A 16,645-nucleotide genomic window follows, 5' to 3' on the forward strand; every position below is an offset into this window, starting at 1 on the left:
GGTCAGGAGGGTTCAGTCGTGTTCAGGCTGCTGCGGCGATCGGATCGCTGGCAGGGTTCGGTTCGATTTCCATTTCGGGACCGGTTTCCATTTCCGGCTCGATGCTCGCCGCATCGGTGCCGTTGTCATCCGATGCGAGGCTTGCGCCATTCGCTGGTTCGAGCGGCGCGAAGCGCATGGCATCGGGAAGCCAGGCCAAAGCCTGCTCCTTGATGTCGGACTCGACCAGGATGTCGCCGGCAAACAGCTTCTCGGCCGACGCTGCAAGGTCGTGCTTTTTCGAAGCGCCGTAGCGCTGGCGAAGATCCACGCCGCCGACTTCGTTGAACAGATCAAGGATCGCCGGCTTGGTGATGCGATCGAAGTAGTTGCGGGCCGTAGGTCGCCACCAGGCCGCGACATCGATATCCAGTTTCGTGCCCAGATGGTCGATGAAGACACTGCCCGTAGCACCTCCCGGCACAGCGTCGATCGTGCGCGCTACCGCCCAGCCCAGCCAGGCCGCGATGGCCTCCTCGGGCAGAGCGCAGAAGGCATCGTAGCGCATCCGGACATCATCGTGATCGCACCAGCTGCAATCGAGTGTGCCTTCGATCCGTGCCCATTCCTCGGCCGCCTGCGTGCCGCTCTCGAAGTTGGCGACGCGAGGAGACGGCACGCGGGCGCGAAGGTCACTGGCGAGTTCCATGCCGCCGTAGAGCCGGGTTGCCGCATCGGCCATGATGAAGGTTCCGAGGTCCAGCGCGAAACGCGGATCGCTTGCGACATGAACTGCCAGCATTTCCGTCTTCATCATGGCGAGTTCGTCGATGAGACGCTGGCTGTGGGCAGGCTTTGCGGCGACCTCGGCCTGATCGTCCTCACCATCCTCGTCATCGCCGTCATGGGCCTCGATGGCCTCGTCGTCGCCCGCCTGCTCATCGATCGGTGCGACATAGAGCTGCTCGTGAACCCTGGGCTGGCCATCGCGGCCAATCACTACATATGCGAGCGAGGAAGCCTTCTGCTCGTCAGTGAGGACCGGTGTGCGGTTCTGGATCGCCTCGTATTCCGCCTCGAGCGCCTGGACACGGGCTTCGTCATCGGCCGTGTAACCCTCGCCGTCCTCGTCGGCGGCCGTCTCTTCGATGGCCTCGATCTCGGACTGGATCGCGTCGCAGCGCGCTTCCTGCTCCTCGGTGAGCGGCGGCAGCTCACCGTCGACATGGCGCAGGGCATAAGTCTCGGTGTAGGGAATATGGGAAGCTGGAACCGCGCGGATCTGGCCATAGCCTTCCCGCTCACGGATAGCTTCGGCGGCCGCGGTGAGCTCTTCCTCTGCGAGGTGATCGAGGATATCACCGTCGATCCACATCTCGCTTTCCTCGTCGGAAAAGAGATCGGCATCGATCCGGCCGCCCGAAGCTACATAGGCTTCGCGGCCCACCAGCAGCGCCTTGGGGTCACTGCCGCGATAGCCACCCGAGGCAAGCTGGCGGCGGATTTCGCTGAGGTTGCTGCGGTAATAGCCCTGCCCCAGTTGCTCGAACACCGAGGCCTGGCGCGCGGTATCCGACGTACTGGCGTAAGCCATGGCGACATCGAGCGTGATCTCGCCTTCACGCAGGGCCTCAAAGACCGGTTCGGCGAGGTTGGCCAGCCGGAGGCGGCCAAGGACGAAGCGCTCGGTAAGGCCGAAACGCTTGGCGATGTCTGCAGGCGTCTTCTTCTCGGTCTCGATGATATCCTGAAAGGCGCGGCAGGCATCGGCCGGCGACATCGAGAGCTTGAAGAAGTTTTCCGAAAGGCTGATTTCGATGGCGTTACCCGCTTCGGCCACCACCATCACCGGCAGTTCAGTATCGGCGGGAAGGTCGCCCTTCTCGATCGCGCGGTGGACAGCATCGAGGCGGCGGCCTCCGGCTGTAATCCGATAATGGCCCTTCTTGCGCGTGACCGGCAGGCCGATGAGGTTCTGGATTACGCCACGGGCGACAATGCTGGCCTCGAGCTGGGCGTCGGCCTCGGAATCGCTCGTCTTGCGCACGTTGCTCGGCGACTTGGTCAGTTTCGAGGCCGGGACGAAGATGATGGGCTGGGACATGGATATTCTCCTGGCGGACGAGGCCCGACCATTCAGGCCGCTTGCCGCGTCCCTTTCACCACTCCCTTCCTCCCTGTCCGCAGCACGTCGTTCCAATCGTTGAAGCCTATAGGCGGCCAGATCGTCTCGATGGTGCGGCTTGGCAAGGCATGAACCTCACTGGCCTTGGCGGCGCCGATGTGACCGGCCCTGTCGTTGTCGGGGAGCAGGATCAGGCGGGTGACGGTTTCCGGCACGGCGACATGAGGGAACCGCTCGCTGCCCAGCGTTGCCCATACCGGGAGACCCAGCAGGATCATGGCTGAAAGAGCGGATTCCACGCCTTCGGCAAGGCCCAGCACCTCAGTCGACGGTGCGAGCAAGACCGCGCCTCGCCCCGGTTGGGCAAGAGACCGGCGCGGATTGGCTAGGTCACGGGCACGGCGCGGCTCCTGCGCGTCGAGGAACGTCCTCTGCATCGCGATGAGGCGGTCATGTTCGTGGATTGCGGCGAGCATGGCGGGGCGAAACACGGCAAGCTTGCCACGTCCCAAGGGCGTATGAGGATGATAGCGCAAGTCGGAGGGCGTCAGCGGGATCGCGCGGCGACGAAGGTAGGCCTGGGCCAGTGTTCCCGCGATCGGCAGGGCTTCGTCCCACAAGTCCTGCGCACGGCGTCGAAGCCAGGCTGGGCTGAGGGGCGTATTGGGCAATCCGGCAAGCCTCTCGCCACCGACAGGGATGCTCACGTCGAGCCCCCGGATTGCCCGCATGACATCGATGGTTGCGCAGCCCGCGAAGCATTTGAACAGCAGGGCCTTCTTGCCGACACGAACAGACAGGCTCGGCGTACGATCGTTATGCGCTGGGCACCGGCACATTCCGCCGCTCGGCGACCAGATTCCGCCAAGGCGATTGACGAGATCGGCGGCCTCAGTTTCGAGGTCTCGAGAGGTGCGTATGATGGACGATGTGGGCATGACTGCTCATCGAACGGAACATGCCCTTCCCCCTCACCGCCTCCAGCGCCCAGAAGCCATGTTCGATTACCGGTGAGTTCCGGCGGCAGGTTTCGGGGGCTTGAGAGTTGGCCAATCTCGCAACCGCCACAACTCGCATATTCAGCCAAATTGCCCCTCGACAATACAAGCGCCCTGCAGGCCGATCGTGACCGGCCTGCAGGGCTTCGGGGATTATTCGGACTTACCGCGCCGATCCGTGGCTTGCCGGCAATTCAGCGATAGGCCGGTGCCAGCGTCTTGCGCTCCTTACGGGCGGGCTTGGCCTTGGCACCGTTTTCGGACATCGCAGCCCCACCGCTGGATTTTCTGGATCTGCCCTTTGTTGGCTTGGCCGCAGCAGGAGCAGCTGCTGGACCGGCTTCGGTGGCCTCGGATACTTCGACTGGAGTCGGGGTTGCTGTGGCATCGGCCGAAGTGGTCTCCGCCGCCGGTTGCCTTGCCATACGCCGTTTGGGAGCCGGCTTTTTGGCTGCGGCCTTGATTGGCGTGTTTGCTGCTTTTGTCAGCTCCGTCTGAGGTGTGCTCTCTGCCTCGGACGCGGGTGCCGGGCTGACGTTCGGGGTTTCCGGAGGTGCCGGGACGGCATCGGCGGCATTTACCGGTGCGGCACTGGCCGCAGCGCCCTTAACGCGAGGTCGCCGGACCGGCGCTTTCGGGGCAGCAGCGGCAGCAGTGCTGGCTGCCTTCTCTGGCGAAGCAGCCTTCTTCTTCGAGGCGCTCTTCCTGGGAGCCGCCTTCGCCTTGACCGGCGTGGCAACTTCTTCCGTGACTGCAGAGGCCGGTGCTTCCGCAGGCTTGCCCCCGGCACCGGCATCCTTGGCACTGGCGTGCACCCTGGTCGCCACATCACGGCGAAGCTTGGCGTAGGCCGGTGCGACCATCGGATAATCATCGGGTAGATTGAAGCGAACTCTGTATTCGGTCTCGGTCAGACCATGCTTGCTCAGGTGCCGCCTCAGCATCTTGAATTTCTCGCCGGTGATCAGCGAGACGATGACATTCGGATCGGCCAGCGATTCCTCGATCGACACCGCAGGTGTATTGATAGCCGAAGCCTGTGGCGCGGGCTTGGGCGCCAAGGCTTTCGTTTTTGGGGTCTTGGACGGCGCAGCCGGTGTCGCCGCGGGCGTGGTGTCCGGTGCGGATGTAGCCTCCGATTCCGTCACCACCTCGTTGCGCTTGCCTTCCGGCTCGGCGGTTTCCTTGGTCGGTATTTCAAAGCCGGAAATCGCCTTGAATACATCGCCCAGCAACGTAGGCAGCTCCGCAGCGCTGAGCTTGTTGTTGTTCACAAAGGCCGTGACCAGATCAAGCGAAGCGCGGCGCGCGTCAAAGTCGTCCATAACTGTCCATCTGGAAATTTGGTGCAAGGAGCGGTGAACACGTGCTGCTGCGCGTCAGCTTGAATGTCAAATTGCGGCGTCCCTGGCCGCCATCAATGCCAGAATTTCGGCTTCGACAATGCGGTACCTATGGAACGGCGGAACGTGGCCCGGTAACAAGAGGCCGTGAACACACTACCTTTCAGACAGATCGGGATCGTCGGAACCGGCAGGGTCGCGCGAGCACTTGTGCTCGGTCTGCAGAACCATTCATCGGCGCCTCTCCTGGTATGGGGACGCACACCTGCGAGGTGCCGGGAGGCGGTTGGACATCTTGCCCATGCCCAGGCTGTCAGTTCACTCTCCAACATCGTGGATGCCTGCGACATCGTTGCCATTGCGGTTGCCGATGACGCGATCCCAGAGATCGTTCGCGCGATCTGCGAGGCCGGGGCGCTGAGCCAAGCCCCGCTTGTCTTCCACGTCAGCGGCGGAAGCGGGACAGCGGTGCTTGAACCTCTGCGCCAAATGGGCGCTCAGACGGCGGCGATCCATCCTGCCATGACTTTTACAGGCGATCCGGAGCTGGAGTTCAAGCGCATGGCCGGCTCGCGCTTTGCCGTCACCGGGTCTAACCCGGAAAGCACCCTGCTTGCGCAATCCATCGTGGAAGCGCTCGGCGGAATTTCCGTCGAGATCCCGGAAGGTTCTCGCGCGCTTTATCATGCAGCGCTGTGCCACGCCGCGAACCATCTCGTTACCTTGTTCGCCGGTGCATCGCATGCTTTGCGCGTCGCCGGTGTGGATGAGCCCGCAGACCTGATTGCACCGCTGGCTCGCGCAGCCCTGGAAAACAGCATTGCCAATGGATTTGGTGCATTGTCCGGGCCGGTCCTGCGTGGGGATACGGAGACCGTCCGCCGCCACCTCGCGGCACTGGAAAGCGATTGCCCCGAATTGCTTTCCACCTATCGCGCCATGGCGCTCGCCACTGCCGAAGAACTCGAACGCCGCAGCGACCTGCTCGACCGAGCTGATTTACGCAACTTTCTCGGCGAATAACGACGAAGCGAGGACCGTGTCCCGGCAAAGTCAGTCTCCAAACCCGTCGCCGAAAAGCCGTCTCTTCAGTTCAGCGGGAGACAGATTGTTCCAATCCACCTGATTGTCGCTGCTGCCCGGTCTCGTCTGGTCGGCAGTTGAATCAGCTTGAACATGTGCGGCAGCGGCCAGTTTTTCGACGGCCGACGAATGAGTGAGGGAAGGACTGCCGCCTCCATGCCCCGAGGTTCGACGCGAAGGTTCTGAGCGACTGCCTGGATCAATTGGTAAAACGGCCTTAGCTGCTGGGTTTCGGGAATTGTACAACCACGATCGGGCAGCGGCGTGCATGATGGCTTCCGCGATCCGTGCGTCGGGCGAATTGCGAAACTGAGAGAGATCGATAACCATCGCGGAGATGCCTGCCTGTTCGAACCTTAATTTCCCGGGCAGAGATTTGGCGCGCTTTATCGCGAACAAGATGCAAAGCTCACGTCGAACATCGCCTGAGCCTCGAACTATCCTGACGCCGCCAAAGTCGCCGAACACCTCCGGTATTGCGTCTGCCAACCCGGTAATCTCACGCTTGCCGGGAATTAGGGGAATTCTGACCTCGCGGAATCGCTTCAGCGCATCAGCCGCAAATTTGCTCAAGGCGTGAAGGTGGGCTTCCTTGCAGCGCTGCGCAGCCCCTGAAGCATGGGCAAAATGATGGGCACGCACATCGCCTTTGCGGGCGATCAGGTCGGCGCCGCATTCGCATTTCAGGTGATCCGCAGCCCCTCTCCGCGCCCGGTCTATGAACAGGCGGGTACCGTCCGGCTTGATGCCCCAGACGATCATGGCGTCCTCTGGCCCCAAGCCGATGCCGCGTTGCATGATCACATAGCCAAGGCTGTTGCGGTGTTTGGGTTGTTCCATCAATTGCTGTACCATCGACATCGGAATTCAGTCGAGGAATTGGCAGGTCAGGTAAATCTACGATACGATCGGTCCACTGTCGAGAATAGCCGCGCGCCAGTAAGCGGGACGTCTTCACTTGATGATCGGCTGGGACTGCCGGTGTTTTTTCCAAATCCAGAACGGGAATCTGGACGCTCAGCCGTGGATTGGGATAGGGAGCCCGCCACATGAGTGAACTTTCCTCCTATCTCGACGAACTCGATCATTTGCTCCTCGATCAGGGCGAGAACTGGATGTTGCTTACCCAGCTCGACGGCTACCTCGCCGGCATATTGGTCAGCCCGGATCTGGTTCCGCCCGGCAGTTGGCTGAAGCACATCTGGGCCGGAGATGACGGCGCCGGTTTGCCGTATTTCGAGAAGATGGAGGATTTCCAGCACGTCATCGACCTGATCATGCGGCATTACAACGACGTTCTGGCTTCGCTGGCCCAACCGGGTTGCTATGAACCATTGTTCGATATCGATACCCGTAATGACGACGTTCTCTGGGAGTTGTGGGTCGAGGGTTTCGTGCAAGCGATGGACTTGGCCCCTGACGGGTGGGAGCGCATCGCCGTCAGCGGCGACGCCGGTTGCAAGGCGGCGCTCAAGGGTATGGCGAAGCTTCATGCGATCGCAAATGGCGAGGCGCAATTGTCCCGCGGCAAAGTTGAGCAGTGGACTCGCGAGGCACCTGATCTCATTCCGATTTGGGTTGAAACGCTTCACGCCTGGCGATTGGAGAATGATCCCAGCCGACCACCGCCACCCCGGCAAGGGAAAGTCGGGCGCAATGATCCATGCCCTTGCGGATCAGGGAAAAAGTACAAGAAGTGCTGCGGCCTGAATTGAGGCGGCTTCGCCGCGACGCATGAAGCGAAGCGACGGCTCAAGCCGGCAGAGCGGACGTTCCCAGGCCCCGACGAGCTTGTCGAAAACCGCCCTCCATTCACGTGAGTCTCGGCAAACGGGAAAGGGAAGATCTGGGACATTCGCGAACTTCGGCTGCGGAGCAACGAGAATGGGATAGTCGACATTTCAGGCCCAGCGATGATCGTGTCAGGCGCCGCGTCGGTTCATGACGGCAATGCTCTACTATTCGGACAAGATCGCCAGAGCGCCGCTTCGATTAAAGTAATTTAATCGCGATCACATATTTGCCGCTTTCGATTTACGCATCATTCGAAAACGGTGATTATCACTTTGGGCGGGGAAGCGTTCTCGATATGAAGACGTCCACAAGGGGGCAAAGATGTGGGCAAATCGGCGGATGCATCATCCATGACGGCAAGCGCTTCGACGCATGTCAGGACGGCGCATGCCCAAGCTCCATCTGCGGAGTGGACGACGCGTCGCATCGGGCAGCATGTCCTTCACGTCGATGCCGCAGGCCGTTTCCTGCTATCCAATCACGATCTACGAGAAAGCGCCGAAAGTAACCGGCTGACCTTGCACGATTGGGATCGCCTCAGGGAATGCGGCCTGATGGTCGAAGGTGAACTGGGACGCCTTTCGCACAAGTTCGCTGTTCAGCGGCGCCGTTTTCATCCCGGCGAACTCGACTACCTGATCCTGGTTCCAACGCTTCGCTGCAACCTTGCCTGCAGCTATTGCCAGGTTTCCAGAGCCGCCGAGGGCGCGAGCGGTTACGACTGGTCGGACGGGACACGCGATGCGGTCATCGACCTCGTGCGCCAAACCCGCTCGGGGCATCTCAAGATTGAATTCCAGGGAGGTGAACCGACACTTCGCTGCGATCTCATAGAAGCCGTCATCGGTGCAGTCCCGCCACATGTCGAGGCGTCATTCGTGATCTGCACCAATCTCCAGCATGTGCCGCCTGAAGCTGCCGCGCTGTTCGACCGTGACGACGTCTCGATCAGCACTTCGCTCGACGGGCCCCGCCTTCATCATGCCCGACAGCGAGGTCAAGACGATGCGGCTAGTGAGGCTTTCGAGCAGAACATCGACAGGCTGCTTGCCCAATACGGATCGCGAAAGGTTTCGGCCCTGCCCACGCTCGATCCTCGTTCGCCGCCCGATCCGGATGAATTGATCGATGCCTATGCCCGCCGCGGCATGACCGCGATTTACCTCCGGCCGATCAATTACCAGGGATTTGCCCGCAGGCAGCACGCCGATTGCCGGACCACCGATACCCGTTGGCTGGAATATCACGAGACCTTCATCCGCCGTCTGATCTATCGAAACTGGAAAGACCGCAACATATGTCTTGAAGAGAACTATTTCAGTCTGCTGCTGCGCCGTATCTTCCGGCCGGGCGAGGACCGGCACGTCGATCTGCGCAATCCCAATCCGTTCGGCACGGACTTCATCGTTATCGACCACGACGGTCTTGCCTATCCGACGGACGAAGCACGCATGCTGGCGCGCGCGGGCATCATCGATCTGTCGATCGGAAATATACGGCAGGGCTGGAACACGCCCGCGCGCGATGCCCTCAATGCCGTCTCGACGTGCGATGGCGATCCGGATTGCGAAGCCTGCACCTACAAACCCTTCTGCGGCCGCGACATTGTCGATGACATCTCCCGCTACGGAACGATCGACATCCCTCGCCGCGAAACTGAATTCTGCCGGCGGCACTTGCACCTCTTCGACCTCGCCTTCGAACTGATCCATTCGCCCGATCCCGCCATCCAGTATTCGCTATGCCGGTGGCTGGGGCTTGGCGGCGACCGGCTTCCGGCAGGAGGTCTGTCATGATCGCGCTTGCACTTCGCGCCGCGAGCGATGCACCGGCACCCTTCGTCACGCGCCTTTCCCTGCAAGCGGAAAGCGAGCCGGCGCTGAGCCACTTTCTTGCCTGCACGCAGGCAGGCAGCCTGTGGAGTGGCACACAGGGCCTGTTCGAAGTGGCATCAGCCGCAGAGGACCTCATCGGCGATGTCGTTCTCGTCGATCCGTTCGAAGGACGCGCGGATCGTCTCATCCGCAGCGCCTCGCGCCACAATACCCTGCTGGTCACCGAGCAGTGTGACCAGCTTTGCGCGATGTGCTCGCAGCCTCCGAAGAAGACCCACGTTGATCGCTTCGATCTTCTGGAACAGGCCTCCCTGCTGGCCGACCAGGGAATCACGATCGGGATTTCAGGAGGTGAGCCCACGCTGCATCGCGCACGCCTGTTTTCCATGCTCGAAAGCGTGCTCGAAGCGCGGCCCGATCTCAACTTCCACGTCCTGTCGAACGGCCAGCATTTCACGGCAGAGGACGCGTTGCGCTTGCGCAGTCCGTGCTACCGCAATGTTGTCTGGGGGATACCCATCTACGCAGCCGACGCGGCATCGCACGACGCCATAGTAGGCAAGGCCGGAGCCTTCGAAAGATTGATGGCATCCTTCGCCCATCTGCTCAGGGCCGGTGCCCGGATAGAACTGCGCACGGTGCTTTCATCGTCCACGGCCGAGCGCCTCGATACGCTGGCCAGCTTTATCGTCCGCGACCTCGCTCACATCGAGCAGTGGTCCGTCATGGGGCTGGAGAACATCGGTTTTGCGAGAAACCGGTGGAACGAGCTCCATCTCGATCTGCGCCGCGACTTTCATGCTGTCGGCAAAGCGCTGGATCGCGCGAACCTGCATGGCATCCGGCCCCGGCTGTTCAACATCCCGCTTTGCCATGTGCCTGCGGCCTATCGCTCCTACGCGGTGGCATCGATTTCGGACTGGAAGCAACGCTTTTCCGACAAATGCGCGCCTTGTGCGGCCCGGCCAGAATGCTCGGGCTTTTTCGAATGGCATCCGCCTGAACTCGTAGACGAGGTCTTTCCTCTGTGAAAAAGCGTCGATTTCTGATCTCCAGCCTCGTGATGGCCGGAATCGCGCCCGTCCCGCACACATCCTTGGCGGCACCGGGCCTATCGCCTGCCTCCGGAGGCCCCGACCCGGATGACGATGACCATATGATCCAGCGTTTTTCGCAGGACCACATGTTCCTCCTAGCGGGCCACCGTTCGCATTCGAGCCACGCCTCGCATGGCAGTCATCGCTCGGGCAGCAGTGGGACGTACCGGGCACCGGTATACACGCCCAGAGCGCCTGCGGCTCCCCGAACGAGCGCACCTTCGACCCGGAACGAGCGAAGCACGCCGCCCTCTTCCATCCTTCCCTCGTCTCCGGCGATCACGACTGCCCAGCCGCTCTATTCGACACCTTCGGCCACGAGCATCCAGAATGTGGTGCGTCAGGTTCAACTGGGTCTTAAATCCTACGGATACTACGACGGCGCCATCGACGGCATCGTGGGCCCAATGATGCGCGGTGCGCTGAGCCGGTTCCAGACCGACTTCAACCTCAATGTCACCGGAACGATCACGCCCGAGGTGCTCGATGCCTTCAAGATTCGCGCGCAGTAGGATTGTCACGCATCTTCTGGCGCTCACCGCCGGTGCGGTCATGGCCTGGACCGCCGTGCCCCTGTGGCGAGAGGCTGTGATGCACTTCAACCAGGAGCGCTACGGTCTCCTTGTCGAACAGTGCGACATGGCCATGCAGGATCACTTCGCTGCCAGGCAGGAGGCCGAATTGCATCCTTCACCGCAGGCAAAGGCAATGGTCAGTGCAGGCGAACTGGGACTGGTCACGTGCCAGGACTACGACATCTACCAGAAGCGCCTGATGCAATGGGGGCTGCGCGAAAGCGAACTGGCCCAGATGCGGCTGATTGCCATCGAAGCGCGCGCCTCCGACCTTGATGACGTGGTCAAGATCCATGAAATCCAGTTCTAGATCGCACTTCTACAGGCGTACCGCCGCCGCAATCCTCGGCATGGCTGCGATCATGGGCGTCTCGGCTTGTACAGATCAACAGGCCGCGGCCATTCAGCAAGAGCGCGACCAATCGCCGGCCAGCGATCACATGCGCCTTGCCGCGCTAAGGCGAGCCGTCAAGGCGAACGGGTTCGTCAGGGCCGCAGACCTAGCCATACCGGTCGACAGCAAGCGGCGGGAAGCAGGCAAACTCATTTTCGCTTCGCCCCTCATGAGCATCAACGGTTCCATCAGCTGCCGCGACTGCCATCTGGAACAGTTCGGCAGCGCGGATGGTCTCCCGGTTGCCATAGGCGTGGGCGCGAAAGGGAGCGGGAAAGACAGGCTCTCGAGCGGCGGACAAATCGTCCCTCGCAACGCGCTGGCCTTCTGGGGCCGGGGTAGCAAGGGCTTCGATACCTTCTTCTGGGAAGGCAAGGTCAGCGTCCGGAACGGACGTGTCGTCAGCCAATTCGGCAGAGATACGCCTTCCGACGACCCCCTCGTCGTCGCCGTGCACCTGCCTTCAGTCGAATTGCGCGAAATGGTCGACGATACCCCGCAGGTGGAAGAAGCGCTCGTCACCGAAAGCGTGAATTCGGCAAACCGGCTTCAGAATGCACTGGCGGAGCGATTTGCGAAGGACCTTGTAATCGGTCCGCGCCTTGCCAGTGCATTCGGCGTGCCTGCCACAGCGATTACCTTCAACGACGTCGCGACATCGCTCGCCGCATTCATTCGCGACGAATTCAGGATCCGGCCGACAAAGCTCGAGCGCTTTGTCTTCGATGCAGGCCCCCTCACCACGAGCGAACTGAACGGGGGCATTCTCTTCTATGGCCGTGGCAAATGCATCGCCTGTCACAATGGCCCATACTTCTCAGACATGCAGTTCCATGCGGTGGCGTTCCCGCAAATGGCGTTTGGCAAGAACGGGTTCGGGATCGACTACGGCCGCTACAATGTGACCTTCGATCCCGAAGACCGGTACAAATTCAGGACACCGCCTCTTTTCAATGTGACCAAGACGGCGCCCTACTCACACTCCGGTTCGGTGCCGACACTCGAAAAGGCCATTATTGCACACTTCGATCCCCTGCGGCTTGTCGACACGGACAAAATGACTGTGCGCCAGCGTGCGGATTTCTATGCTCGGCTAGGACCAGGCGCGCGTGAGCCACTCTCTTTAGCTTTGAACGACGATGAAGTCAGCGATCTTGTGGAATTTCTAGGAACATTGACATTCTGAATTTGGGACCTTCGCGACTGTCGGCTTCGGAGCAACAATTTTAGGATAGCTGCGTTCCCCGCTTCCGGCACCGGTGTCGGCTCGCGCCTGAATAGCTGCCGTTCGAGGCTCATGCTGAAGCCTTCAAAACTTGCCTTACGTTCATCGATCAATGGGCGCGCCTGAGTGACTTGGTCTAGGACATTTCTGCCGTTCGCCGTAGCTTTTGGGAGCGTCTGATTACGCCAAGACCGAACATTCGTGGGCCACGGACTCCCTTTCACTTGCGTCGGGGCCTTCGCCCCTTCGGCACGGCAGGTTCCGAGCCGCGTCGGACAGTTTGGCCGTTCATTCAGTGAGGCTGCCCTTGGACCTAAACCGCCTCGAAGCCCCCGATACAAAAATCAGCAATCGGCTCATGCATGTTTCGTCGCATTAAAACTGTCGGTGCCGTAACCTTCGAATTCAATCCACAGCTTTCCGTTCGCTACTTCCGGACATCGGCAACGGAGTGAAAAGGTGTTTGATCAAACGCTCAGGACGGCGCGGATCTGAGCCAATGCCGCGTCGCCGGCGCCGCCCGGTGGATCCAAGCCATCGATGAGCCGACGCGCCGCCGCCGCCTTCTCGGCATCGCTCTGCGCCGCCTTGGCGTTGCCCTCTGCCGCGTCCGCGCGGGCCTCGGCGGAAGCAACCCGCGCCTGCTGCACGGTGGTTCCGAGCAGGACGCCAGCCGCCGCGACGGTGAGCGTCTGCACGGCGTTGAAGATCAGCATAAGCCGGTCCCAGCGCATCTGTTCGTCCTTGCCGATCACGCCGGAGACGGACACCAGGTAGAAGACGAGCGAGGCAAACCCGATCAGGATGATGGCACCGGTCGCGACGCTGTACCAGGGGAGCCGGACCGGCGCTGGATTGGGTGTTGGTGGCATGGCGCTTCTCCTACTTCCCCTGCGACGCGCGCAGCTCCTCGTAGGCAATCTCGGCTTTGAGGCGCGCGATGCGTGCGTTGAGAAGCGTAGTCTCCGCGCCCAGCGAAGTCGTCTCATCGGCGACCGGGTCGTCCTTCGGCGCGGCAAGCGCCTGCAGATCGTCGCGCCGCTTCTTGAGCGCCTCCAGATAAGCGTTGCCTTGCGTGAGGCGGGCGGTTGGGTCAAGCGCACCCGCCAGCTGGTCCGCGGCGTCGGCCACCGCGCCGGTTGCGCCCTCGAGCGATGCGCTCTTCTGCTCGTAACCGACCGACTTCAGGCTGCCGTCCGGATTGAACTCTGCCGACATCGAGTTGTTACCGAACGCGCGGCTTCGGAACGGGAGCACATTGACGTAGCCGAGCTGGACGACCTGGCCAGGGAACGTGGCAAGGGTCGAGGGGGCGTCGGCGCCGCAGGGAGACTCACTGCAGGCAACCAGCGTGCCGGCGGCAGGCATGCGGTAGCGCAGGCCGCGACTAGACGCGGCCGGAGGCTTGTAGGGGTCCGACCCCGGCGTCGCGACGACCGGGTTCGCCGGATCGCGGACGCGCTTTCCGTTTGGCGGAAGTGGCCGCAGGTCGAGGTGCTCGGGTGCGCGGCCGAAGCTACCGACGCGCTCGATTTGGAGGTAGACGGCGGACTTCGGGATCGACTGCCCCTTCAGCCCCGGTATCCACGACTCCAGCTTGTCGCGATCGACGACGATCGGCCCGCCGCTGAACACGTTCCCGCCATCCGGCCACCTGACGACGCGCTTGTAGGTGATCGCATCGAGCGCCTCTGTAAGCGCCCCATCAGCCTCTGTCTGGGCGGCTTGCGCCGCGACCGCGTTGTCCAGCGCAGCGCTCAACGCCGCCTTAGTCGGGTCGTCGACCGCGTCGCCCATTGCCGCGACCTTCTTCTGGACGGCGCCGAGCACCTTCGTCGCAGCGTCGAGCGCGCCGGTCCGCACTTTTAGGGCCGCCTTCGCGGTAGCCGCGTCGGCGAGCGCCTGCCTAGCGCCGTCCGTGCACATCAGCGTCGCCGACCTCGCCCCCCCAGGGGGGGCGGGAACACCGGCTGCAAGGGGGATGATCTTGACTGCCGTCTTGACCAGGTTGCCCACGATCTGCGCGGAGCGGTCCTCGACGGTGGCGTTGATCGACGAGAGCATATTGCGCCCGTCGAGCCACTTCGCGCCGAACGTCGTGACGCTGGTTAGCGTCTGAAGGTCCTGCGGGTTGATGACGAAGCTGAGGTCGCCATCGTCTGCGCTCCCCGCCACGGCCTCCACCTTGACGGCGAGCTGCGCATCCTTCCCGTCGTGCGCGTTCGGGTCCTTAGGGTCGGGGCAATAGTCGAGCCGCCACGCGACGGTGATCGTCCACTGCGTATAGGGGAGGACATAGCCGATGCCCTCGCGTGGGCCGTCTGCGGTGATCGGCTTCGCGTCCATCGTCGCGCATCCGCTGAGCACCGTGGCGAGGAGCGCTGTCGCCCCCGACAAACGGCGCGCCCTCACGCGCCTTCTCCGAGGGGCGCGGCGGACCCGTCGCGGGCTCCGAGCCCTTCGATCGCCGGACGGGCTGCCAGCATCTCGATGAAGCGGCCGCTCTCGATGAGGCGGTTACGCGGGAGCTCCATCTCGGGCGGGGCGCTGCTGACTACCACTGCGTCGAGTTCCGGTCCGTGCAGCCAAAGCCCGACAGTAAAGTGCGAGGGGACCATCAGCACCTCTGCCTCGCCCTCCTGCGGCACGTTCTCGTCGACCCAGCGGATCGTCCTGCCCAGGTCCGCTGCCACGACGGAGTCAGCGACCTCCACGACCTCGGACGGCTCACCCGGCGCCTCGGGCGCCTCGATCGAGCGCGCAAAGCTCCGCGCGTCGTCGCCTGTGTAGATCTGGTGGTGCCATTGGCCAGTCTCGACGACGCGGTCGCCGAGCGCGCCTTTCCCGCCGGTGAGCTCGTCCTCCGGTAGCAGCGCAACGCGCAGGCTCTCGCCAATCCCGGCGACAGCTCCGGGCGCCGCTAGCTCGGAGGAGCGCGGGACGCGTTCGGCAATCTGGTTGGCGATGCTGTTCAGCACTTGGGGTGCCAGCGTCGGGGCAGTAACCATCACGCCATCCTCCCTAGAAAGTGAAGCTCTGGATCCAGCGGCCCAGCCCGTAGGCGCCCTGAATCTGCGAAAACTGCCGGCGGCCTGGTCCATAGCCCGGCCAAGGGTCGTAGACCTCAAAGTCGCCGTTGGGATATTCGTCGACGATAAGCGCGACGTGCGTCGAAGACGACCCGGTCCACTGGTAGCAAACCTGCACCGGCCGTCCCGCGGCGATCTCGGCAGAAACGGTTGCCTGGGCGAGCGGGGCGGCCGTTCGCAACGTGGGGACGCCCGACGCGGGATAGGCTACGTCCGGCCAGCAGCCCCGGTTGCAGCCTGACGGTGCGCCGGGGCTCGGACAGCACTGCAGCGTGAACTGCTTGGAGGCGAGCGTACATTGGGTCTCGGCGATGCCGCGGGGCTGCATCACCATTTCGCCGCATGCAGCCCAGCACCAGTTGGTTTCGGTCTGCTTGACGTAGGTGGTCGGTGCCGCGCCTGGCGGTGCAAGCGTCCAGAGCTGCGCGCGGCCCAGTGGGATCGGTTGTAACTGCCTGTTGCCTATCGCCATCGCCATCCCCCGACTCACGATCAGTCTGATATAGCGCGTACTTCGTCTTAACAGCAAAGTAATAAAACCACTTTGAACGAAACGTGCAATTCGAGGACTGGTTGTTAGCGCATTTAGACGCTGCCCGGCAGGCGTAACATTGAGATGACGCAGTTTGATCCATCGGCTCAAATCTATTTACCATTAGATAAAGACGCCCGATCCGATAGTTCGACCCATTTTTGACCATCTCTGCCAATCAATCAGCAGCGTCCACCCTCACCGCTTTTCGGCTGAAGGCCAACGGTAAAAACTTGCCCTATTGCTGGAAGTCGACAGTCCTGAGCTAGAGGTAGATATTGGTAGAGTAGGGTCCGGACTCATTAGCGCCACAAGATATCCGCGATTGCAGCAGGCGCATCCCATGGGTCAGCTTCCCATCCATCTGACGCGGAGTTCATGCGGTCGAGTTGGTCCATAGAGCTCATCCAAGCCGCATCTTACCAGCGGGCGCGAACGGCTGCAAAGTTGGCGGCTCCGGAAAGGCTGGTTCCCGGTTAAAATGTTGAAATGCTGCCCTTCGCTTGCGGCCTTGGCGGGCCGGCGGGAGCCGCCAACATAGCTGCCATCCAAGGGTCTTGACGAACGTGTCGAAAG

15 protein-coding genes are annotated in these 16,645 nt (G+C 62.1%); 7 read left to right on the top strand and 8 right to left on the bottom strand.

Features of this window, described 5'->3' with window-relative positions:
- Window positions 1–22: 22 nt before the first annotated feature.
- From FMM79_RS20665 to FMM79_RS20675, 3 genes are all read right to left on the bottom strand, one after another.
- On the bottom strand, window positions 23–2,083 hold the full coding sequence (locus tag FMM79_RS20665; protein ID WP_148629392.1) for a ParB/RepB/Spo0J family partition protein: 2,061 nt from the start codon (window positions 2,081–2,083) through the stop codon (window positions 23–25).
- A 32-nt stretch (window positions 2,084–2,115) separates the two neighbouring features.
- Window positions 2,116–2,811 (bottom strand): toprim domain-containing protein, encoded by a 696-nt coding sequence (locus tag FMM79_RS20670; protein ID WP_240339343.1) that lies wholly within the window; start codon window positions 2,809–2,811, stop codon window positions 2,116–2,118.
- A 485-nt stretch (window positions 2,812–3,296) separates the two neighbouring features.
- Complete coding sequence (locus tag FMM79_RS20675) at window positions 3,297–4,427, bottom strand: MucR family transcriptional regulator (protein WP_148629394.1); 1,131 nt, start codon at window positions 4,425–4,427, stop codon at window positions 3,297–3,299.
- A gap of 165 nt (window positions 4,428–4,592) precedes the next feature.
- On the opposite strand from FMM79_RS20675, the gene FMM79_RS20680 reads away from it, so the two are divergent.
- Entirely contained in the window at window positions 4,593–5,468 is an 876-nt protein-coding gene (locus FMM79_RS20680) for a Rossmann-like and DUF2520 domain-containing protein (protein WP_148629395.1), read from the top strand.
- Window positions 5,469–5,498: 30 nt separating this feature from the next.
- Here the strand turns inward: FMM79_RS20680 and FMM79_RS20685 are convergent, their stop codons facing one another.
- On the bottom strand, window positions 5,499–6,389 hold the full coding sequence (locus FMM79_RS20685; protein WP_148629396.1) for a hypothetical protein: 891 nt from the start codon (window positions 6,387–6,389) through the stop codon (window positions 5,499–5,501).
- A 188-nt stretch (window positions 6,390–6,577) separates the two neighbouring features.
- Between FMM79_RS20685 and FMM79_RS20690 the strand changes: the two genes are divergently transcribed.
- From FMM79_RS20690 to FMM79_RS20715, 6 genes are all read left to right on the top strand, one after another.
- Entirely contained in the window at window positions 6,578–7,243 is a 666-nt protein-coding gene (locus FMM79_RS20690) for a UPF0149 family protein (RefSeq protein ID WP_148629397.1), read from the top strand.
- 633 nt (window positions 7,244–7,876) lie between these two features.
- A complete protein-coding gene (locus FMM79_RS20695) occupies window positions 7,877–9,118 on the top strand; it encodes a radical SAM protein (RefSeq protein ID WP_148629398.1) in 1,242 nt (413 codons plus the stop codon).
- Window positions 9,115–10,188: a His-Xaa-Ser system radical SAM maturase HxsC gene (gene hxsC, locus FMM79_RS20700; protein ID WP_148629399.1), complete on the top strand. Its 1,074-nt coding sequence runs from the start codon at window positions 9,115–9,117 to the stop codon at window positions 10,186–10,188. Before FMM79_RS20695 ends, hxsC begins: the two co-directional genes overlap by 4 nt.
- A 32-nt stretch (window positions 10,189–10,220) precedes the next feature.
- Window positions 10,221–10,766 (top strand): His-Xaa-Ser repeat protein HxsA, encoded by a 546-nt coding sequence (gene hxsA, locus FMM79_RS20705; RefSeq protein ID WP_240339348.1) that lies wholly within the window; start codon window positions 10,221–10,223, stop codon window positions 10,764–10,766.
- Window positions 10,741–11,139 (top strand): TIGR03982 family His-Xaa-Ser system protein, encoded by a 399-nt coding sequence (locus FMM79_RS20710; RefSeq protein WP_148629401.1) that lies wholly within the window; start codon window positions 10,741–10,743, stop codon window positions 11,137–11,139. Before hxsA ends, FMM79_RS20710 begins: the two co-directional genes overlap by 26 nt.
- A complete protein-coding gene (locus tag FMM79_RS20715; RefSeq protein WP_205466781.1) occupies window positions 11,123–12,409 on the top strand; it encodes a His-Xaa-Ser system-associated MauG-like protein in 1,287 nt (428 codons plus the stop codon). Before FMM79_RS20710 ends, FMM79_RS20715 begins: the two co-directional genes overlap by 17 nt.
- A 506-nt stretch (window positions 12,410–12,915) precedes the next feature.
- Here FMM79_RS20715 and FMM79_RS20720 read toward each other — a convergent pair.
- The 4 genes from FMM79_RS20720 to FMM79_RS20735 form a co-directional block, all read right to left on the bottom strand.
- Window positions 12,916–13,320 carry a hypothetical protein gene (locus tag FMM79_RS20720; RefSeq protein ID WP_148629402.1) on the bottom strand — a complete coding sequence of 135 codons (405 nt, stop codon included), beginning with the start codon at window positions 13,318–13,320 and terminating at the stop codon, window positions 12,916–12,918.
- A 10-nt stretch (window positions 13,321–13,330) separates the two neighbouring features.
- Window positions 13,331–14,794: a hypothetical protein gene (locus FMM79_RS20725; RefSeq protein ID WP_148629403.1), complete on the bottom strand. Its 1,464-nt coding sequence runs from the start codon at window positions 14,792–14,794 to the stop codon at window positions 13,331–13,333.
- Between the two features lie 62 nt (window positions 14,795–14,856).
- Complete coding sequence (locus FMM79_RS20730) at window positions 14,857–15,456, bottom strand: hypothetical protein (RefSeq protein ID WP_148629404.1); 600 nt, start codon at window positions 15,454–15,456, stop codon at window positions 14,857–14,859.
- A 13-nt stretch (window positions 15,457–15,469) separates the two neighbouring features.
- Window positions 15,470–16,015, bottom strand: a complete 546-nt coding sequence (locus tag FMM79_RS20735) for a papain-like cysteine protease family protein (RefSeq protein WP_148629405.1) — start codon at window positions 16,013–16,015, stop codon at window positions 15,470–15,472.
- Window positions 16,016–16,645: the final 630 nt, after the last annotated feature.

The organism is Novosphingobium sp. BW1 (genome assembly GCF_008107685.1).
Taxonomy (GTDB): domain Bacteria; phylum Pseudomonadota; class Alphaproteobacteria; order Sphingomonadales; family Sphingomonadaceae; genus Novosphingobium.